This window comes from Anaerobacillus sp. ABA4_114 (genome assembly GCF_056159065.1).
This window is the reverse complement of the sequence record NZ_JBSWUM010000001.1, coordinates 594,100-615,039: the sequence shown is the minus strand read 5'-3', so window position 1 is coordinate 615,039 and position 20,940 is coordinate 594,100. Positions and strand designations below refer to the sequence as shown.

Genomic DNA, 20,940 nt, shown 5'->3' with positions numbered 1-20,940 from the left:
CGCCTCCTTATTCCTTTGACTGAGGATCGAGCGCGTCTTGTAATCCATCACCGAACACATTGAACGCAAACATCGTTAATGAAATCATGAAGCCTGGGAAGAACAGTCTCCACCATTGACCTGTAAGGATGACGCCAAGGGCGTCGTTCGCCATCGTTCCCCAGCTCGCGATTGGAGCCTGTACACCAAGTCCAATAAAGCTAAGGAAAGACTCTGCGAAAATCGCTTGAGGAATCGTAAAAGTTAAATTTACAATGATAATTCCGATCATGTTTGGAAACAGGTGCCTCATGATGATCTTCCTATGAGGGGTTCCAAGCTTTTCAGCGGCAGCAACGTACTCCTGCTCTTTCAGCTGTAGAATCTGCCCCCTCACGATCCGTGCCATTCCTACCCATCCAGTAATCGAAAGGGCGATGATGATTGTCCAAAGACCAGGTTTCATCACAACGAGTAATAAGATTACGACGAGAAGGTATGGAATGCCGTATAAAATCTCAACGATTCTCATCAAAAAGCCATCGACCTTGTCGCCAAATTTTCCTCTACCAGCCATATAGCCAGAAATTCCGCCGACGATTAACCCAAGGATCAAGTCGATTACAGCTGCCGCAAGTCCAATGGTTAAGGAGATTCTTGCTCCATACCATGTTCGTGCCCACATATCACGACCCAGCGAATCCGTCCCAAACCAGTGCTCTGGTCCTGGAGGCAAGTTTTTTCCTGATAAGTTCTGATCAGAATAGTTGAACGGGACAAGATGAGGACCGATAATCGCAAGGATCGTAATGATCACAAGAAGCCCTAGCCCAAGAATCGCAAGCTTATTTCGAAGGATTTTCACCGTCGTTTCTTTCCACTGACTCATGCTTGGCCGAACAATCTTCTCCTGCTGAAACCTGCTTCGATCTACAGGGCGAAATAGCACGTCATCTTTTTTTGGCTCAGCCATGTTACTCCCCCCTGCTTGTAAGTTTGATTCTTGGATCCACGATGCGATATGAAATATCTACAAGGAACAACGTAACGATCAATATCGTACTGAAGAAAATAGTCGTTCCAAGAATGACCGGGAAATCGCGGTTGAAGATACTATCGACAAAATACTTTCCGATTCCGGGAATGGCGAAGATCTTCTCGATGACAAATGTTCCGGTTAATAGAAACGCCGCAAGCGGCCCGATAAACGAGATGACAGGAATGAGCGCGTTACGAACACCGTGCTTGATGACGATTCCTGTAATCGCAAGACCTTTCGCATCAGCAGTCTTGATATAGTTCTGATTCATAACGTCTAACATACTCGACCTCATAAACCGGGCGACGATTGCAAGCGGCGCCGTTGCTAAAGCGACCGAAGGCAGAATTGTGTGCTGCCAAGTTCCCCAGGATGCGACTGGGAACATGCCCCACTTCACCGCAAAATAATTGATCAGCAGCGGAGCTAAGATGAAGCTTGGAATTGAAATTCCTAAAATCGCAAATGCCATCGCAGCATAATCAAGCATGCCATTATGATTTAAAGCAGCAATGATACCGAGAAGGAGTCCAAAAACAAGCGCGATCACCAATGATTGAAGTCCAAGAATAGCAGATGCGGGAAAACCATCTGAGATCAACGTGTTCACATCTCTCGTCTCGGATTGAATCGAAGGTCCGAGGTCAAACTGAACAAGATTTTTTAAATATAAAACGTACTGAACAGGCAATGGCTCGTCCAGGTTAAACTTCGCCCGCATGTTTTCAAGAACTTCTTCAGGGAGCACGTCCGCATCTGAAGCGAACGGATCCCCTGGTATCGAGTGCATGATGATGAAGGTAAGAGTGGTGATTACCCAAATGGTTAAAATCATCGTGAGAATCCGTTTAAAAATGTACAATGATGCTCCCTCCTTCAAATGGTTATGTATTCACTGAACCTAACACCCCGTTTGTTGCCGTCATCGCAATAATCACGAGCCCCCACATCTGCTTGTACGCTGTTACGTAATCATCGCAAGTGAAGCGAACCGTCTTTGGACCTATCTTCTCAACCGTTGGGATGGTCGTTGTCATCAACGCTTGCTGTGGCCCTTTGAACTCGATCTCAAATGTGATCGGCCCCTCTACTACGTAAGGTTTTTTGCTCTTCGCTTCACTGACTGCAACCTCAGCTCGTTCGCGAATCAAGCGCCTCGCCCTAACAGGAGGGATCAATTCTGCTGCAAATCGATCGATTCCAGTTTTCACAATTGCAGCTTCAATGTCAGGGAAGGTTTCTTTTACTTCTGCTACATATGCATCATCTCCTGAGATAAAGATCGGAGGTACACCAAAAGCTCCTGCGACACCAGAATTTAGTTCGGTCTCTCCTACCACTTTGTCGTTGATTTTCATCTCTCCAACACAAATTCCTGCGAGCGTATGGCTGATGACGGTCTCATTCGCTCCTGCTTCGCGTCCGTGGTGACCGACGAACATGACGCCATCAAACGAATCATCCAGTCCTTGCAGCTGGCACATGACACGGTTGTTACCTGAAACCAACCTTGCTCGTTCATCTAGGTCTTCAACGATGATGTTCGACATATTCCCGTGACCATCTGCGACGACAACTTCTGTTGCTCCTCCGTTGAACGCCCCTTCGATCGCCGCGTTCACATCTAACGTCATCAGCTTACGAAAACGCTGATATTCGCTCTCCTTTTTCAGCTGAACGTTAGTTGCAACACCAGAAATCCCTTCCATATCTGCCGAAATGAAAATTTTCAATGTGATCATCCCCTACTAGTTATTTAAATATTCAGACACAAATTTATATAAAAAAAGAGCAGAAGCCCTTTTTTATAAGTACTCAAACGTATTCTTGAACACATCCATCTGAACCATTACATTCGTAGCTGTAACATTTGGAATCGCATGAACTTCCCTCACCGTTTCATTGATTTCCTCATAATCCCGAACGTTGATTTGCGCAAGCAAAGGGTATTCCCCAGAGATGGTCGTAATGAAGCGAACAACACGAATGGTTCTTAGCTCCTCAATTACCTCATCGATGTGTTGAGGAACAACCTTTAACTGAATGATGGCTCCCATTTTTATGCCTAAAGTAATTGGGTTGATCACTCCAACAACTTCCAGAATGTTGTTTTCCACCATATTGTTGTACCTTGTTCGAACCGTCTTTTCGGTTACATTCAACTGGTTTGCGATTTCAGTAAAGGACATCCTCCCATTTTTAGATAAAAATTTAATAATGCTTCGATCGAGGTCATCGATTAGTTCGTTACCAATTCTACTCAAAAAAAATTCCGCCTTTCAGTCGTAATAGTTATAATTACTCACGTATTTAGACCTAATTATAATATAATACGACTATTTACAATACTGTTTTTATGTTTTAGTATGTGAATTAGTAATTTAAAGAACAGTATAAATATTCTAATAATTAATTTCAAGAGGATTTTGGAAAAAAATATAATTTTTAACAAAAGGGGTTCGAGCAAATGAAGTTATTTAAACACGCAACAATCGTGGTCGGTAATGGAGAGGTACTTGAAGATGCGAACTTGCTCATCGAAGGAAAGATCATTAGACAAGTTGGGGACTTCGTCACTGATTCTAGCAACATTGAAGTGGTGGATGCGAAAGGAAAAGTAATCTCACCAGGTTTAATCGATGTGCATACTCATCTCGGTGTTCATGAGGAAGGTATTGGAGCAGAAGGGCACGATTTTAATGAAACGAGCAGTCCACTGACACCAGAAGTGCGAGCGCTAGACGGGATAAACCCTGCTGACAAAGGCTTTGAAGACGCAAGACGGGCTGGTGTCACAACGGTGCAAGTGCTTCCGGGAAGTGCGAATGTAATCGGTGGTGAGATGGTTACGTTGAAAACGGCAGGTACGATCGTCGATCACATGATCATTCGGGAACCTTCCGGAATGAAAGCAGCATTCGGTGAAAACCCGAAACGAATCCATGGACATAAGGGGAACGCTCCTATCACAAGAATGGCGATCGCTTCTATGTTTCGACAGGAGTTGCTTAAAGCAAAGGATTATGTGGTTCGAAATGAAGAAAACGAAAAGATTGACCTTGGTTTAGAAAACTTAGCAAAAGTGTTAAGAAAAGAAATCCCGATTCGTGCGCATGCACATCGAGCAGATGACATCGTAACGTTCCTCCGCCTTGCGAAAGAATTCGACTTGGACATCTCGATCGAACATTGCACTGAAGGACACAAGATCAGTGAGTTCGTAGCAGCATCGAATGCTCCGGTTGCAGTAGGTCCTACCCTTTCAACAAGGAGTAAAATTGAGCTTGCTGATAAAGGCTGGCACACTGCTGGAATCCTTGCAGATGCAGGGGTACCAGTGTCAATAACGACAGATCACCCTGTCGTAGGAATCGAAAACTTGCTTCAAAGCGCTGTACTCGCAGTCAAGCATGGGATGGATCCGTCAGATGCATGGAAGTCCATCACCTTACAGGCTGCCAAGCATTTAGGTGTAGCAGATAGGGTTGGATCATTAGAAGAAGGAAAAGATGCAGATTTGGTCATATGGAGCGGTGATCCTTTCGATACGAGGAATGAAGTTGAAGCAACGTATGTAAATGGGGAAATCGTCTATCATCGAGAAAGTTAAGAAAAATATTTCAACATAACGTTTAAGGTTGAAAAAGGCGGGTATATACCTAATAAGAATAATGCTTACGTTTACTGTATAGTCGCATAATTGGTGGAAATGAGCTGGACAATTAGAGCTAGACATAAGCCAAAGAGGACTAGGAGACCCCTGGTTCTTTTTGGCTTTTTTTAATCCCCAAAATATCAAGAAAAGGAACGACGTTATGTTTGGAATTAGTGATTTTCTCAAATTATTACTATCTGCTTTTATTATTCTACCTATGGTTTCAATCATTAGAGAAGGCGGCTACTTATTAACTAGCTACTTTCTAGGCGCTAAAAACTCGAAGGTCGTAATCGGATGCGGACCCCGAATCTTCAACATAGGTATATTTGAATTTCGCAAATATTACTTTATGTATAGCTGGTGCAGCTACGATAATTTACGGTATAAAGAAAACTGGGCACAGATCCTTGTTTATGCTTCTCCAATCGTTGCGAACATCGCCGTTGCGCTAATTGTGAATTTTGCGCTTTCATTTGGATGGCTCGACATGAAGGAATTCGGTAAACAATTCATTTATTACGCCTTTTACTTTGTACTGTTCGATCTATTGCCAATTTATTATCCAGATGGGCAGCCGAGCAATGGAAGGATCGTATATGAACTCTTTCGATACGGTCAATTCCCAGAGTATGAAAAAGAATGAGTGAACGGCAAAGCACTAAACAGGTTTGCATGAAGGGGGAAGGATGCCGCTCCCTCCTCCCGCCTAAACATGACTTTCGACTAGTTCAACAATCGCGGTGCTCAACTTTTGTTTTGTTTCGGTAAGCTTCGTATCATCCTCGATACAAACTTCTCCGTCTTCTATGTAGAAGGTGGAGAATGCCTGACCTTCATACCTAGGCACGAGATGCATATGATAATGCGTCAACTCGTTAAATAGTCCACCGTTTTGACAAATCGTTATTCCGTCGGGAGCATACACTTTCTTGATCGCTTTTGACAAAAGAATCGATGCCTTCATCACTTCGGTTGCCGTTTTATCATCAAACTCCTCTACATCGTGAAAGTGGGATTTTGGCAAGATCATAACGTGACCTTCATTGAAAGGTTCATGATCTAGAAAACAAGTTAAGTATTCATTTTCATACACAACGTGAACGGGTTCACGTTTGTTGGCTAAACGACATCCTAAGCAATTCAATCGACCACTTCCTCTAGTTTGTTTTGGAAATTTTCATAGATTTATTTTATCATTCGTCTTCAAGCTAGGCATGTTTTTTTGCATGTAAGCACGTGACCTTCCACCCCAAGACTTTTTTACTATAAATACGAACATACGATCTTGTTTTAGAGGAAATTTCCTGAACGCTCCCTCACTTTAATCACAATTACACATCGGTTATATACGATATATCTCAAAACGGTATTGTAATGATCTCATTTTGAGATATATAATAATAGTAACAAATTGAAAGCGGTTACAGACGCTTAACCATACAAGGAGGATTTACAATGAGCCAGAAAGCAAGAAACCAATTTATTGAACGTTTGACGACGAAAACGACAATGAATAGGGACGACGTTCTGAAAATGTCCGATGCAGAAATCGAATACTTCCACTGGCTCTATTTCGATGAATCACCGATGGAATTGATGTAAAGACAAAGCGCCCTGCACGAATGCAGGGCGCTTTAATTTTTGCTTGTTCAGGCACGTACTTCACCCACTCTATTATAACTCTCTCATCACATCAACAAAGTTATCATTCTTTTTTTCTAGCACTGCCTTCGCTTCTTCAACGTCTACCTTCAACAGCAGCATCACGATCGCAACCCTCACATCGCCGCCTGCCTTTTCACTCGCTCTACATGCTTCTTCCTCATCGACCCCTGTGATCTCTTGAATAATCGACACCGCTCGTTTACGAAGCTTCTCGTTTGAAGCTTGCACATTGATCATCAGGTTTCGATAGACTTTTCCAAGCTTGATCATCGATGCTGTGGTGATCATATTCAAAACCATCTTTTGGGCTGTTCCTGCCTTCAAGCGCGTGGAACCTGTGACCACTTCAGGTCCAACTGGGACTTCGATCGGGTAGATCACGTTTTGTGCTAAAAGGGAACCTGTATTACATGCGAGACCCGCTGTCGGTATCCCGAGTTTCGTCGCAGCATGAACAGCTCCTAAAACATATGGCGTTCTTCCACTTGAGGCGATTCCGATCACCATATCCTTTTTCGTCACATGTTTGTGAACATCTTCCGCTCCTGTTTCAGCACTATCTTCGGCACCTTCGATCGGGATTCGAAGTGCACGATCACCGCCTGCGATGATACCGTTCACTAGATCATGCGAGACACCAAAGGTGGGCGGGCATTCAGAAGCATCAAGGACTCCAAGACGCCCGCTTGTACCGGCTCCAAAATAAAACAGTCTGCCACCGTTCTCCATCACCTCGACAGCCCGATCGATGACCTTCTCGATCTGGGGCAAAGCCTTCTTCACCACTGAAGGTACACTGTGATCTTCTTCATTCATCAATTCGATGATCTCTAACGTCGAGAATTGATGAAGTTGTTCTGATTTTGTATTTCGCATTTCTGTATTCAAGTTGTTCACATCCGTCATATCTGTACCTCCATCAGGTATAGCTGTCCTCACATCGAATGATAGGACGACGTTAGATTTTTTTTCATTTGTTGAGTCAGTGCCCCATTTGTTAGGAAAGCACAAATACATGCTCCCGATGCAGGGGATAGATCTGGAACGACCAAACGGTGGTTCAGACCGTTACATTGCACGTTTCTTTCGAACATCTTCCTGAATAGACCTGATTGAAACAAGCCTCCACTTAGTACGATCGCTTCTGCATCATGCACAGCTTCTACTAATTTCCTTAAACTATCACAAGCATCCTCAAGAATAAATAACGCAGTATGATTCCGTTTGTTTCCTAGCTTTATAACGTACGCTGCAAGTGACGCGATTTTCAATCGCGGATAGGTGTCTTCATAAATACTAGTAATGATGTCTCGAACATCGTTCAACGCTAATGACGATAATATTCCCTCAATAAACCGCTCATCTTTTTCTCGTATGCCGTCATGCATCTCGGAAACTACTTTCAGCGCTTGTCGTCCGATCGCATACCCACTTCCATCATCTCCGAATAAGTATCCCCAGCCTCCAGCACGTACAGGTGGCTGACCACGAGTGATCGAGTAGGCGATCGATCCGGTCCCTGCGATGAGGACAGTTCCTTCCATAGAATATGTTCCGCTAGCAAGTGCCCCGTAGGCATCGTTTGTCACCATTATCGTTCCATTGAATTCTGGTAAACTTTCAAGAAGCCACTTCTTCCAGCGCTTCTGATCTTCTGCTCTGTCTCCTCCAGCTGCTGAAACATAGATCACGTCTACATCACTCTTTACAAGGTTACGAGTTAGCGGTTCGATCACCTGCTGTATTTCCTTACGAACTTCTTCTTCAGAACGAGATTTGATATTCGTTGATCCTGAACGACTTTTCGCTACGATCGTTCCGTCTTCATTGCATAGCAAGGCTTCCGTTTTCGTTCCACCACCATCAATTCCGATAACATACGTTTTATTTGATCGCACCTTGGGTGAGTCCCTCCATAAATTGTTTTGAAGCAATGAAGAAGAGGACGATCATCGGCAGTGAAGCAAGGGTGAGACCGGCGAATAGCGCCCCCCAATCTGCAGAATACTCTCCGAAAAGGGAAAGCATACCGACTGGAATTGTTCTTTTTAAATCATCCGTAATGAAGATCAACGGAAAGAAGAAGTCGTTCCATGATTGGATGAATTGAATGATCATCACAGTTCCTAGTGCTGGTCTCATAAGAGGTAAGACGACGTTCCATAGAATGCGAAGGTTTCCAGCGCCATCAATTCTCGCAGCTTCTTCAAGCTCGCGAGGCATTGTTCGGAAGAAACCTGTCAATATAAGAACGGATAGCGGAATCCCCGTTGCAACATACATGAAGATCAATGACCATAGTGAGTTTAATAGCTGCAAATCTTTCATCAAGATAAACAATGGGACGATTCCAAGCTTGATCGGAAGCATCATTCCCATAAGGAAGAAAAAGAAAATCATGTTGTTCCATACAAACGTAAAACGGGCGATATAAAATGCTGCAAGAGACGATGTCACGAGTATGAGCGTCACGGAAACAACACTAACGAGAACACTGTTCATGAAATATGTCATGAAAGGAACTTGGTCTAGTAAACTTTTATACGTATCGAGCGTGAACGTCTCAGGTAACGAGAGCGGATTTGTAAAGATTTCAGAACTCGACTTAAAAGAAGAGAGGATCATCAATAGAATCGGATAGATGCTGATCGATGCGACTAAAAAAGCAAAAACATAGTAAAACGGCTTTGTCCAGATTGTATGATTCATCATATCCCTCCTATAGATCCACTTGTCTTTTCTGCATATACTTCAGGTACAGTGCCGTAAAGAACGCGATGAAAATAAATAATACGACCGCGAGTGCTGAGCCTAGACCGACCGCAGTAGTAGAACCGCCTGCCGAACCTCCAAATGCCAGTCGATAAAAATAAACGGCGAGCGTATCCGTAGAGTGGTAAGGTTCTCCTTGTGACCCTTGCATCGCGTAGACGAGTTCAAACGCTTCAAACGACTGAATGAACGTTAACACCGTCATAATCATGATCGAAGGTACCATGAGCGGTAAGACGATTCGTCGAATCATCGCAAAACCACTTGCCCCATCAAGCTTTCCTGCCTCGAAAAGCTCTTTCGGAATCGATTGAAAACCGGCAAGAAAGATTAGGACTCCAAAGCCAAGTCCATACCAGCAGTTCACGAGAATGATTGAAATGAGCGCCGTATCGGGGTCTCCGAGCCATGCCTTCTGCAGGTGTTCAAGACCTACTTTTTCTAATACGACATTCAACGCACCATAGTTCGGATTGAGGATCAGCTTCCAAAGAAAACCTACTACGATGACGGAAAGAAGGCGTGGTAAGAAGTACGCGATTTTTAGAAACTCAGAACCTCGCACTCTTTTATAAATGATATAAGCAAGAATGAAAGCAAGACCGTTTTGAAAAATCATTTGAAGGACAAAATACAGGATGTTGTGACCAAACGCATTCCAAAACAAGTCTGAAAACGGTTGAAGCGTGAAGAGGTCCTTAAAGTTCTTAAACCCTACGAATTCTCCCCTCACGATCCCGTTCCAATCGAAGAAACTGTATGTAAGTGCTGCAAACAAAGGATACACAATAAACAATCCATAAATAATCAAGGCGGGAATAGGGAAAAGGTGAATGGTCCACCTTTTCCAGTTCCGTTGCTTTTTTATCGTCACAGGTGTATGCATTGCTGGCTTCATATTCTCCGCCCCTTATCGATTATTTTAAAGGTTCATACCAAGACTTCGCGCTATCTTGAACAGCATTTGCAACTTCTTCAGGTGACCGCTCACCTAAATACATGCCTTGAAGTTCAGTTTCAATAACTGATTTTGTAGAAGGGTTTCCTCCAGCAAAATGAACGAGCATCATATAAGGCGTCGATCTCTCTTCTACAGCTTTTCCAAGGTCGTTCACAAGCTGATCGTCAGATGAAATACCAGGAATGGCACTGATCATCTTAAATTCTTCTGTGAACATTTCACCGAATTCCTCTGTCGTCATAAATTGAAGGAATTTCTTTGCGGCGTCTGTGTTTTCTGAGTTCGCATTGATAGCATAAGATCCGTCTACCCATGTTGTGATGGTCGGTTCCTTTCCAACGGCAGATGGCATCGGGAAGAAGCCTAGCTCAAGGTCAGGATTCATTTCACGAAGCACTTCGATTTCCCAGCTTCCTAATGGGAACATCGCAGCGTCTCCAGTAAAGAACATCGTACGAATATCTTCCATTCCAAGACCTTCATAGTTTTCAGGGAAAAATTGCTTCAATTCATCCATCGCTTCGATCGAACGGTTGAACTCTTCACTTGAGAAGTCGGTCTCACCAGCCGTTACATTGTCAACAAATTCGTTCGCCCCGTAGTGTGCCGGGCCAATAATACCGTGGGAAAGTGATAGGAGCCATCCTTCCTTCGTTCCAAGAGAAATAGGCGTGTAGCCTTCATCTTGCAACGTCTTATTCAGCGTCATAAACTCTTCCCACGTTTGTGGCTCTTCAAGACCTAGCTCTTCGAAAATCTTCTTATTGTAAAACATTTGCGTTGTACTGATATTTAAAGGTACGCCATACTGCTTATCGTCCGTTCCTTTTGAAGCAGCAAGTGTTTCTTCTGGATACTGATCGAGTCCTTCTAATCCATCAAGCGGTTCGAGATACCCTGCATCAGCTAGCTCAATTCCGGGCGCATACGGACGAAGGTGGATGATGTCTGGACCTTCACCGCTTTGGAGAGCCGTGTTTAGAATCGTGTTATACTCCGTATTTTTAGAAGGGTTAAATTCAACGGTAATATCGGGGTACTCTTCGTTAAATTTCTCAATCACCTTTTCATAGCTTGCTTTGTCTTCCGTTCTCCAACTGCCGATCGTTAACGTTGTCCCGTCCTCACCGCCGCTTTCACTACCTGTGTTCGAGCTGCTGCAAGCCGAAATGACTAGGATGATCGCCAAGAATACAAACGCTTTCATTTTCTTCATACCATTACTCCCCCTTAATAAAAGTTGAATGAATCAAGGAATGTAGATGAGGTCGAATTACCTTCATATTATGTTTTCTTCCATAGTGAACGATGTTCGTCAAAAACGTGACGACGAGTTCTTCGACTGGATCAATCCATAAACTTGTTCCTGTAAAACCGGTATGGCCGAAGCTCCCGATCGACCACCTCCCTCCACACGAAAGGTTGGCTCCTTTCCCGCTCCACACTTCAAATCCTAACCCTCTGTTACCTACTACATGTTTCTGAGCTTGTCGTATTCTCTTCTCTGATAGCACAGTTTGCCGCTCTGGATAAAGAAATAGACTACCGAATTTCCCAACATCATTTGAAGTTGAAAACAGTCCAGCGCTTCCGCTTTCTCCACCTAGGTGTAAGGCTTTTTCATCATGAACGACTCCCTGAATGTAAGAGCCACCGTACGTTTCTGTAGATGCAATATTAGTTTGATCTGTAGGATGAAAGCCAGTGGACTCTAACCCCCACGGACGATACAGATACGTATCTGCGAATGTTGAGAGCGATAATCCGCTTATTCTTTCAATTACTTTTCCAAGCAAAATCATGCCTGAATCGCTATAAAGGACTTTTTCACCCGGCTTATGAAGAAGAGAGAGTGCAGTGATTTCTTCAAATACCGGACGCCACTCGCTTCTGGTCATACGTTTAAGATCAGCGGCAAGTCCGCTTGTGTGAGTAAGGGCGTGTGAAATTGTTACTTCTTTGTGTTTGAACTCTGGTATGTAAGTCTGGATGGAATGGTCTAGTTTTAGTGAACTGTTGTCTAACAGCCAAAGAATTGAAGGTAGTGTCGCCATGACTTTTGTCAGAGAAGCGACATCGAATTGTGTGGTTTTCGTGATAGTAGATAAGTTGTTTTGACGGTCATGGTAGGTTCCATAAGCTTTGTGAAAAACGGTTCTACCGTGATGCTGAACGTGTAACGTGGCGCCTGGCAGTTCACCATTGTCGATCAGCTGTTGGAGATACTGATCAAACATGCTTCTTTGCATCCTCTAACGCTTTCCGAGTTCGCTCGAGTGCAGCGACACTATCGCTATAGCTCCGGCTTGTAAGACCAACATAAAGGATGTCGATCACATTGAGTTGCGAAATGCGTGAGCTCATCGCACCGCTTCGAATGCTCTTTTCAAGTGAGCTCGTAAAAAGTTTGATATCAGCAAGTTGAGACACAGGATTCGTTCCATACTTCGTAAGCGTAATGACAGTCGCACCATTTTCTTTTGCAATCGACAATGACTGAATAATATCGTTGGTTTGACCGGAATAAGAAATACCGAATACCACATCTTCTTCACTAAGGTTCGCGCTGATCGTTCCTTGTGTATCATAGTCGGTTGCGGCTTCACACCAGCGATTGATACGAGAAAGCTTTTGTTTAAAATCTTGTGCGATCAGTCCTGATGCTCCAATGCCGTATAACGCGATCTTCCTTGCTTTTCCAAGCACTTCGATCGCCTTCTCCACCTCGTCACGTGATAATACTGAAAGGGTATCATTGATGGATTGGATGTTATTGTTCGATATATTCGCGATGAAAGAATCGACAGTACCGTCGATTGAGATTTCTTGATAAGAGTTACTGCTGTGCTTCGTAGCAAGATCACCAGCGATGCGCAGCTTTAATTCCTGAAATCCCTTGTAGTTTAGTGTTCTAGAAAGCCGAATGATCGTCGCTTCACTAACTTCAGTCCGATGTGCAAGTTTTTGAATGGAAAGATTAATCACTTCCTCTGGGCGATTAACAATATATTCTGCTACTTTTCGTTCTGAAGGTTTAAGTGAGGCCATCGATTCTTGAATACTGATTAATCCCCCGTTCATCATTCACCCTCCTTTTTGATCGAATTTTCTAATAAGTTTATTCTAGTGTATCAAGTTTTATTTATTATTCAACTACTTTTTATGAAGTTTTATTACAAATCACAAGAAAAAGCACCCGCAAGTGCTTGCTGCGAGTGCCTTTCTACGTTATTTATACAGTAAATAATTCTTTCTAACTTTTTTAAAATCCTTCAGATCATCTTCCCATTTCTCCTGCATCTCTTCTACACTTTCTCCTTGCTCGATCGCTTCACGTATCCATCCATTCCCAACAAGTAAGTCGAAGAATGAAATGCCGCTGCTGTTTTCTGCTCTGAACTCAAACTCTTCAGGGTATAAATCGTGAATCGTTTTAACGAGGCTCATACCAGTAATAACCGGTTTAAATTCTTCTTTATCCGTAACATGAAGTTGAACCCCGTGTGATAGGTTTCCAGCGTGCTTCGAGAAAGAAGGTGTAAAGGACGCCGCTCTAAACTCTACTCCCGGTAAATCGAGACGGTTTAATTCAGAAGCGAGTTCTGTTGATTGAATAAAAGGTGCTCCGATCAGCTCAAATGGCTTTGTTGTTCCGCGTCCTTCCGATACGTTTGTTCCTTCAATCAATGCCGCTCCTGGGTAGACGAGTGCTGTGTCTAACGTCGGCATATTAGGCGATGGCAGTACCCACTCGAGTTCTGTATCATCATAGTACATATCCCGGTCCCAGCCTTCCATTTCAACGACAGTTAAATCTGCGCCGATGCCAAACTCATTGTTGAATAGTTTCGCAAGTTCTCCGACCGTCATACCGTGACGAAGTGGAATTTCATATTTGCCTACGAAAGAAGAATAGTCATCGTTTAAAACCGGTCCTTCAACCGCTTCACCGCCAAGAGGATTAGGACGGTCGAGAACAATAAATTCAATGTTATTTTCTTCTGCTGCTTCCATCGCATACGCCATCGTATAGATGTACGTATAGAAGCGAGTCCCCACATCTTGAATGTCAAAAAGCAATACATCGATGCCTTCTAGCATTTCTGGAGTGGGTTTTCGAGTCTTTCCATATAGGCTATAAACAGGGAGTCCAGTCTGCTCATCCGTGTAAAATTCTACGTATTCGCCGGCCTGCGCACTTCCTCGCACCCCGTGCTCAGGTCCATAAAGAGCAGTAAGGTTCACGTCTGTGTCATTATGAAGACGATCGACGATGCTAGTCAACTCTTGATCGACTCCAGTTGGATTCGTGATCAAGCCAACGTTTTTCCCTTCGATCAAATCTTTTTCTTCATCTAGAAGCACTTCTACTCCAAGTTTAAAATCGTTGTGCTTCTTTTTATGATGGCCATGTTTATTTCCTTTACCCTCGCTATCAGCTAAGGCAACCGAAATACTAGACATAACAAGAACAGACATCAAAAGCATGACAAACCATTTTTTCATACGTAAAACTCCTCCCCGGGAGAGAGCGGAAGGCTCTCTCAGATTAGTTTAGTATGTTAAACCGTGGCCAAATGGATAGAGAACGTCATTTTCATTCGCTCCTGGAATCGTAACAGGAAGCTTTCCTGAAGGTGTGTACTCACCAAAGATGGCTGCAGCCGTCGCTTCAAAACTCGCTGTTCTGAAACCGTATTGTGCAAGGTAACTATCGATCTCAGGATAAGCCATGATGTCATATGGATTACGTATTCCAACCCCAATTAGTTCTGCTTCTGTTGTTTCCATCAAGTGACTGACCAGTTTCATTTGTGGATGGTCTTCTGAACGAGTTCCAACACTGTACGTATACGTCCCGACAATGATCTTATCAGCCGATTCAACGACTTCACGCTGTTCTTCTGTTAATTCGTAATTCGAATTGAGGCTGATTACCGTAGCATTTGGCTGATGCTTTTTAACTGCCTCTCCTAGAGAATCAATAAAGCTTCTCCCCAACACGACAACGTTTTCGTCACTTTGTTTTGTAAGAGGAAGGACGTTTTCATTCTTAATAAGTGTGATGGATTTTTCTGCGGCAGTTTTTTCAACAGCTTTGTGCGCATCTGATCCAACCGTTTCTTTAGCTTTTTGAATTTTTTTATCGACGTTTTCAGGATCCTCTGATTTAATGATCCCTCTATTTACTTTCAATGTTAAAATTCGTTCGACAGACGCTTCGATTCTTTCATTAGAAATTTCCCTAGATCGAACTGCTTCTAGTAACCCATCAGCCACTTCAGGTAAGCCAACCGGCATCAACACGATATCGGTGCCTGCTTTCACAGTACGAACTGCAGCATCGACAGCACCAAAATGTTCAACGATCGCACCCATGTTCATCGCATCTGTGATGATGACGCCTTCATGACCCATCTCTTCACGCATCAGTCCAGTCAACACTTTTTGGGATAACGTAGCTGGCAATGAGATCTCTTCACCGTCTTTTTTGGATATCACTTTTGTGTCATCGATTTTCGGAAATGTTACGTGTGCGGTCATAACGGCATCGATTCCTGCTTCCATCGCCTGCTGAAACGGATAAAGCTCTACCTTCTTTAGACGCTCCTTGTCATGAGGAACTTCAGGCAATCCGAGATGAGAGTCTACCGCTGTGTCCCCGTGACCAGGAAAATGCTTTGCTGTTGCTGCCACTCCAGTTTCCTGTAGTCCTTTTATATAAGCGATCCCTTGGTCCGCAACAAGCTCTGGATCTTCGCCATATGAACGTACGCCTATTACAGGGTTGTCAGGATTATTGTTCACATCGAGCACTGGAGCTAGGTTCATGTTAATGCCAAGAGAAGCAAGTTCCTCACCGATTACGCGCCCAACATCCTGTGTCACTTCTTCAGATCGTGCTGCGCCGAGAGCCATGTTTCCTGGCATATCAGTGCCAGATTGAAGGCGCGTTACGATTCCACCTTCCTGGTCGATCGTCATCAACAATCCATATTTCTCAGACGCTTCCTGGTAATCAGATACGAGCTTAGCTGTTTGCTCTGTCGTTACAACGTTTTCTCGAAACAAAATGACTCCACCAAGATGATAGTCCTTCACCTGCTGCTCGATCTCAGGCAGCATTTCCGTCACATTTTCACCGTTCCATTTTCGATAATCCGGCATCAACATCTGACCGACCTTTTCTTCTAGCGGCATCTTATTGATGGCATGTTGGATAATGTCGTACTTCATTCCTTTTTCTTTGATTAGCTTCGGAGACTTCGAACCATGAATGGCAATGCGATCGCGATCGTTACCATCTGAAACGTAAATAAACGTGCGACCAGGATGATCCTTCAGCGTCACCTTTCCAGTCTTATCAACAGACGCCACATTTTTATTTGAAGAGTGCCACGTGAGCTCGTCTGATGTTTTCATAAAATGACCGTCGTCATAAATGTGAAGAGCACCTAACTGAATTGTCTTCCCTTCAACGTTTGTTTCTACTTCAGGAACATTTTGCATAATGATCAAATCGGTCTGTCCTTCATCCTTCTTTGCTTGAGCGTCACTAGGATTCATCCAGCCTTGCGACACGATCAATGCGAATGCTAATAAAAAAATGAAGTTTCGCTTTAATTTCCTAGGCATGACTTCCCCTCCTATTTTATGAGTATCAATATGAGCGTTTCATCCACTCATCACTTGTGAGATGGAGACGTTCTCCGTTCAGCTCTACCTCATCGACATACCATCCTCGTTTATTAACAGAGGAATCCGTATCATAAGAAAATCGGATATAGTTTGTTCCTTCTGGTACCATCAGCTGTTTCTTTTCCCACTGATCACTATTGCCAGTAAGCTCCGTTAAAGCTGTCCAATTTGCTCCATCATTGGAAACTTCAATTTTTCCTACATCATAGTTTGCTTCCAATTGATACCATGTATGAAACGATAATGTAGAATTTTTGTTCACATTGATATTTGCAGTAAGGTGCTTTACTGCTTTGTCACCATAACCTGCAAACCACGGGTCAGCTTTTTTCGGCATGTCTACTGGGATAGCATCTGCCACCTGTCTTGCAAAAGCTCTCCTTGTAGGTGAAGTTGAGACCGTATCTCTCGTAGGGTGAACGCGGTTTGTTAAAAGAATCGCGATCGTTTGATTCGATGGACTGATGACAAGAGACGTACCTGTGTAGCCTGTATGTCCAAGGGTCGTGCTTTCAGTCAGTGCATCCATGAACCATCCTTGCTGAAGTTCAAACCCTAATCCATGATCGTCACCTGGAAACTGTGGTATGCGATTTTCGGTAAGTAGGGCTACTGTTTCCGGTTTCAGTATCCGTTCACCCCCGTAACGCCCATCCATCAAAAACATATGAGCGAACTTGGCAAGGTCTGTTGCCGTTGAAAAAACCCCAGCATGACCGGCTACTCCATCTAAAGACCAGGCATTCTCATCGTGTACTTCGCCCCAGACGAGTCCACGATTTGTCCATGGCTGGTATTCTGTTGCGGCAATGCGGTTCTTTAATTGTGGGTCAGGATTGTAAAACGTATCATTCATACGAAGGGGCTCTGTGATAGTCTTTTGCACATACTCATCAAGACGCATGCCAGATAACTTTTCTATTAGGGCACCGAGCGTAATCATGTTGAGGTCGCTATATGTATACTCTGTACCAGGCTCTGATCGAAGCGGGTATTCTAACACATACTGCATCCGTTCTTCCCGATTTCCATCGATGGTATACAATGGAACCCATGGTTTAAACCCAGAGGTATGTGTCATGAGTTGCTCGATGGTAACGTTTTCTTTTCCGTTCGCAGCAAACTCAGGGATATACTCAGCTACCGGATCATCCAGTTCGAACATTCCTTTTTCATAAAGCGTCATCGCAGCAGTTGTAGTGAAGATTTTACTGATTGAAGCGAGGTCAAAGATCGTATCTTTCTCCATCTTTAGAGGGTCATCCATTTCAGTAAACGAATCATCAGTATACCGAGCTTGATACCCGTAGGCTTCTTCTTTCACGATATGCCCTCGCCTTGCAACGAACGCTACCGCTCCTGGCATGACTTGCTCTTCGATCGCTGTCTCTAAAACATCATCGATCTCGTCCAATGGTTCAATACGCATGCCTGCTCCTCGAACTGATCCTTTGTGAAGTACTGCAGAAGTAGGTCCCGGCTCCCCCCAAGAAAAGACAGGGTGACCTTTCTCAGAAGACTGATGCTGATTATGTTTCCCTTTTGTTTCGATCGTCGGACCCTTCGCGTCTGCCTCTATACCAGGTAGTAATAAAGAGGTCCCAAGTACGGTGGATAAAACAATAGACATCGTCTTTTTTCTCATTTGCTCCTCCTTTTTACATAAATGAAATGCGTCAAAACCCCTAATAAGTAAAGAGTAACGCTCTTCCATTATAGTCGTCTATACCACCTTAGTACTGCATGGGAGGAAATAGGTGGTTTTTAGAGGACTATATATCTATGAGATTTGAATTATTTTTGAATATTGTGACATTTTAGAGCTTAATTGTATGAAACTTTATTACATGACAAAGATCGGGTGGTGCCTGGCACCACCCGATCTTTTCTATGAACGTAACGCACCAACTAGCAATCGCCAAAACCCTTCATAGTCAAGCTCCGTTGCAAACTTTACGTTCGGCTCTCTACCTGTCACATGCAAACGGTCAACGCACGTAGTTCCGTAGGTGTACGTTCCTTCCGTCTCTATATCAACTCGCACCTTCTCAAAATCAAAGATCGTTTCATCGATTAAGTACGCAACTGTACACGCGTCATGGATCGGTGCACCGTCAAACCCAAACACCTCTTTGTACGTGGTAGAGAAATAGGCTAATAGCTCACTTACAAGATTCGAAACAGGATTTCCGATTTCAGAAATTTGTTTCAGAATCTCCTCAGTTGCTATCGTTTGGTGCGTAATATCGAGACCGAACATCGTCACAGGTACCCCGCTATTAAATACGATCTCAGCAGCTTCCGCATCGACATAAATATTAAATTCAGCCGTTGGCGTCCAGTTTCCAAAGGTCCCTCCACCCATCACGACGATTTCTTTTATTTTTTCTGTGATGAGTGGTTCTTTCTGAATAGCTAAAGCGATGTTTGTAAGAGGTCCTGTCGGAACAAGGTAAAGGTCTCCATCTGAATCCATCACTTTTTCAACGATTAAATCTACTGCGTGTTGATCACTAACTTCTTTTCTCGGAACATTAGGAAAATGTGGCCCATCGAGACCTGTCTTACCGTGAATCGTTGGTGCGATTTCTCTTTCTCGAACGAGGGGCTCTGCAGCACCTTCCGCAACAGGAACATCTAACCCTAAGATGTCACACATTCTTAGAGCATTTAGCGTCGTTTTTTCCACTTCCACATTTCCGGCGACAGTCGTGATCGCTTCAAGTTGAATGTGCGGGTTGGAAGCGGCGAGGATCATCGCGATGGCATCATCGTGACCCGGGTCACAGTCTAGTATGATTTTCTTCGGATTTGGCATCTGTATAGTTCCTCCTTTTTGTAAAAAAAAGCAAACCCTGATCGCTCAAAAGAGATCAGGGTTATATTCATTATTGAATAGACTCATAAACTAGATTCGCGATATCCTTCGATAATCCTCCAGTGCTTGGATAAGAACCACTTTCTAATGGACCGTTATTTTGTTTGTTGGTCAGTACGATAATTTGCAAATCGTATGCCGGATCGAAAATCACTTGCGTCCCAGTAAAGCCTGTATGACCAAATGCACTGTCAGAGTGCCTGTCACCCATGTACCAGCTTTTATTCAATTCGAATCCGTAGCCTTGTCCAAATCGCTGAGGTTTCGTGAAAGTAGAAAGAGTAGATTCATTATACAATGTGGTTTTCCCGTAACTTCCACCATTCAGCATCGTTTGCCCAAGAACAGCGAGATCACGGGCCGTCGAGAATAGTCCCGCGTGCCCAGCTACTCCACCATTCGCATAAAAGCTATTACCATCGTTTACTTCTCCAACAAGCGTGTACTGACGCCAATCTGAAAAGTCATCTGCTTCTTCAGGGACGTAGTAACCGAAGTTCGGATCATCGATCATCTTATATTCAAAGGGATTTCCCCATGACGTAGCAGCAATCTTTTTATCAAGTTTATCAGGAGGAGTGAACATCGTATCCTTCATTTTAAGAGGGCCATATACCTCTTTCATAAGGTATTGGTCTAAACGCTGACCAGTTACGTTCTCAATAATAAATCCTAACGTCATGAAACTAAAATCACTATACCGTCGATCTGTACCTGTTTCGTACTCTAAGGACATGTCCGCAATAGTCTCAAGAACGTCTTCAGAATCTTCAGCTTCTAAATAGGTAGGCTGCCAAGGTGTTAAACCAGATGTATGCGTTAATAGGTCAGCAACTGTGACGTCTTCCTTACCATTCTGTCCGAATTCAGGTATGTATTCCGTCACGCGATCAGCAACTGAAATTTTCCCCTCGCTTACTAGCTTCATAATCCCTTGGGTCGTACCCATTACTTTCGTCAGGGAAGCAAGGTCGAACATCGTTTTTTTCTTCATCTGACTGGGGTGGTCGAGTAACGTCCCCATATCATACTTCTGTGCATAGCCATAGGCTGACTCTTTCACAATCGTTCCGTCCTTCGCGATTAAAACGACAGCCCCTGGCGTTACCTCATTTTCAATTGCGTCTTCGACAACGTTGTCGATCTCATCTAAGGAGTTCATATCAACACTTTTTGCACTCCCATGCCTAAGCTTATCACCGTATCCCTTTGCGTTAGCAGACTGAAAAGGAATACTGATAATTAACGTAACGACCAGTAGCATCACAACTACCTTTCCTACTTTCACA

At 43.6% G+C, this 20,940-nt stretch carries 20 protein-coding genes; 3 read left to right on the top strand and 17 right to left on the bottom strand.

The window, feature by feature from the left end:
* Positions 1-7: 7 nt before the first annotated feature.
* From ACXAEY_RS02975 to ACXAEY_RS02960, 4 genes are all read right to left on the bottom strand, one after another.
* Positions 8-952, bottom strand: coding sequence for an ABC transporter permease (locus ACXAEY_RS02975; RefSeq protein WP_270180178.1), 945 nt, complete (start codon positions 950-952; stop codon positions 8-10).
* A 1-nt stretch (position 953) separates the two neighbouring features.
* A complete protein-coding gene (locus tag ACXAEY_RS02970; RefSeq protein ID WP_270180179.1) occupies positions 954-1,880 on the bottom strand; it encodes an ABC transporter permease in 927 nt (308 codons plus the stop codon).
* Between the two features lie 22 nt (positions 1,881-1,902).
* Positions 1,903-2,760 (bottom strand): M55 family metallopeptidase, encoded by an 858-nt coding sequence (locus tag ACXAEY_RS02965; RefSeq protein ID WP_474810407.1) that lies wholly within the window; start codon positions 2,758-2,760, stop codon positions 1,903-1,905.
* A 63-nt stretch (positions 2,761-2,823) separates the two neighbouring features.
* Positions 2,824-3,282, bottom strand: coding sequence for an Lrp/AsnC family transcriptional regulator (locus ACXAEY_RS02960; RefSeq protein ID WP_474810405.1), 459 nt, complete (start codon positions 3,280-3,282; stop codon positions 2,824-2,826).
* A gap of 203 nt (positions 3,283-3,485) precedes the next feature.
* Between ACXAEY_RS02960 and ACXAEY_RS02955 the strand changes: the two genes are divergently transcribed.
* Positions 3,486-4,628 (top strand): amidohydrolase, encoded by a 1,143-nt coding sequence (locus ACXAEY_RS02955; protein WP_474810403.1) that lies wholly within the window; start codon positions 3,486-3,488, stop codon positions 4,626-4,628.
* Positions 4,629-4,833: 205 nt separating this feature from the next.
* Entirely contained in the window at positions 4,834-5,319 is a 486-nt protein-coding gene (locus tag ACXAEY_RS02950) for a hypothetical protein (protein ID WP_270180183.1), read from the top strand.
* A 63-nt stretch (positions 5,320-5,382) separates the two neighbouring features.
* On the opposite strand, the gene ACXAEY_RS02945 is transcribed toward ACXAEY_RS02950, so the two are convergent.
* Positions 5,383-5,820, bottom strand: a complete 438-nt coding sequence (locus ACXAEY_RS02945) for an HIT family protein (protein WP_474810401.1) — start codon at positions 5,818-5,820, stop codon at positions 5,383-5,385.
* A gap of 311 nt (positions 5,821-6,131) precedes the next feature.
* Here ACXAEY_RS02945 and ACXAEY_RS02940 point away from each other — a divergent pair, with 311 nt between their 5' ends.
* Positions 6,132-6,278 (top strand): BH0509 family protein, encoded by a 147-nt coding sequence (locus tag ACXAEY_RS02940; protein WP_270180185.1) that lies wholly within the window; start codon positions 6,132-6,134, stop codon positions 6,276-6,278.
* 72 nt (positions 6,279-6,350) lie between these two features.
* Here the strand turns inward: ACXAEY_RS02940 and murQ are convergent, their stop codons facing one another.
* The 12 genes from murQ to ACXAEY_RS02880 form a co-directional block, all read right to left on the bottom strand.
* Positions 6,351-7,247: an N-acetylmuramic acid 6-phosphate etherase gene (gene murQ, locus ACXAEY_RS02935; RefSeq protein ID WP_474810399.1), complete on the bottom strand. Its 897-nt coding sequence runs from the start codon at positions 7,245-7,247 to the stop codon at positions 6,351-6,353.
* A 29-nt stretch (positions 7,248-7,276) separates the two neighbouring features.
* On the bottom strand, positions 7,277-8,239 hold the full coding sequence (locus ACXAEY_RS02930; RefSeq protein WP_474810397.1) for an N-acetylglucosamine kinase: 963 nt from the start codon (positions 8,237-8,239) through the stop codon (positions 7,277-7,279).
* Positions 8,226-9,050 carry a carbohydrate ABC transporter permease gene (locus ACXAEY_RS02925; RefSeq protein ID WP_270180190.1) on the bottom strand — a complete coding sequence of 275 codons (825 nt, stop codon included), beginning with the start codon at positions 9,048-9,050 and terminating at the stop codon, positions 8,226-8,228. Before ACXAEY_RS02925 ends, ACXAEY_RS02930 begins: the two co-directional genes overlap by 14 nt.
* Positions 9,051-9,060: 10 nt before the next feature.
* The gene (locus tag ACXAEY_RS02920) at positions 9,061-10,011 is read right to left on the bottom strand and encodes a carbohydrate ABC transporter permease (protein WP_474810395.1); all 951 of its coding nucleotides are present in this window, start codon (positions 10,009-10,011) and stop codon (positions 9,061-9,063) included.
* 19 nt (positions 10,012-10,030) lie between these two features.
* Positions 10,031-11,290 carry an ABC transporter substrate-binding protein gene (locus ACXAEY_RS02915; RefSeq protein ID WP_474810393.1) on the bottom strand — a complete coding sequence of 420 codons (1,260 nt, stop codon included), beginning with the start codon at positions 11,288-11,290 and terminating at the stop codon, positions 10,031-10,033.
* A gap of 4 nt (positions 11,291-11,294) precedes the next feature.
* The gene (locus ACXAEY_RS02910; RefSeq protein ID WP_474810392.1) at positions 11,295-12,311 is read right to left on the bottom strand and encodes a serine hydrolase domain-containing protein; all 1,017 of its coding nucleotides are present in this window, start codon (positions 12,309-12,311) and stop codon (positions 11,295-11,297) included.
* A complete protein-coding gene (locus ACXAEY_RS02905; protein WP_474810391.1) occupies positions 12,304-13,155 on the bottom strand; it encodes a MurR/RpiR family transcriptional regulator in 852 nt (283 codons plus the stop codon). Before ACXAEY_RS02905 ends, ACXAEY_RS02910 begins: the two co-directional genes overlap by 8 nt.
* Before the next feature lie 147 nt (positions 13,156-13,302).
* The gene (locus ACXAEY_RS02900) at positions 13,303-14,580 is read right to left on the bottom strand and encodes an exo-beta-N-acetylmuramidase NamZ family protein (protein WP_474810389.1); all 1,278 of its coding nucleotides are present in this window, start codon (positions 14,578-14,580) and stop codon (positions 13,303-13,305) included.
* 48 nt (positions 14,581-14,628) lie between these two features.
* Entirely contained in the window at positions 14,629-16,710 is a 2,082-nt protein-coding gene (locus ACXAEY_RS02895; RefSeq protein ID WP_474810387.1) for a glycoside hydrolase family 3 N-terminal domain-containing protein, read from the bottom strand.
* A 25-nt stretch (positions 16,711-16,735) separates the two neighbouring features.
* Entirely contained in the window at positions 16,736-18,418 is a 1,683-nt protein-coding gene (locus tag ACXAEY_RS02890; protein ID WP_474810385.1) for a serine hydrolase domain-containing protein, read from the bottom strand.
* A gap of 243 nt (positions 18,419-18,661) precedes the next feature.
* Positions 18,662-19,591 carry a nucleoside hydrolase gene (locus ACXAEY_RS02885; RefSeq protein WP_474810383.1) on the bottom strand — a complete coding sequence of 310 codons (930 nt, stop codon included), beginning with the start codon at positions 19,589-19,591 and terminating at the stop codon, positions 18,662-18,664.
* A 70-nt stretch (positions 19,592-19,661) separates the two neighbouring features.
* Complete coding sequence (locus tag ACXAEY_RS02880) at positions 19,662-20,939, bottom strand: serine hydrolase (RefSeq protein ID WP_474810381.1); 1,278 nt, start codon at positions 20,937-20,939, stop codon at positions 19,662-19,664.
* Position 20,940 lies beyond the last annotated feature (1 nt).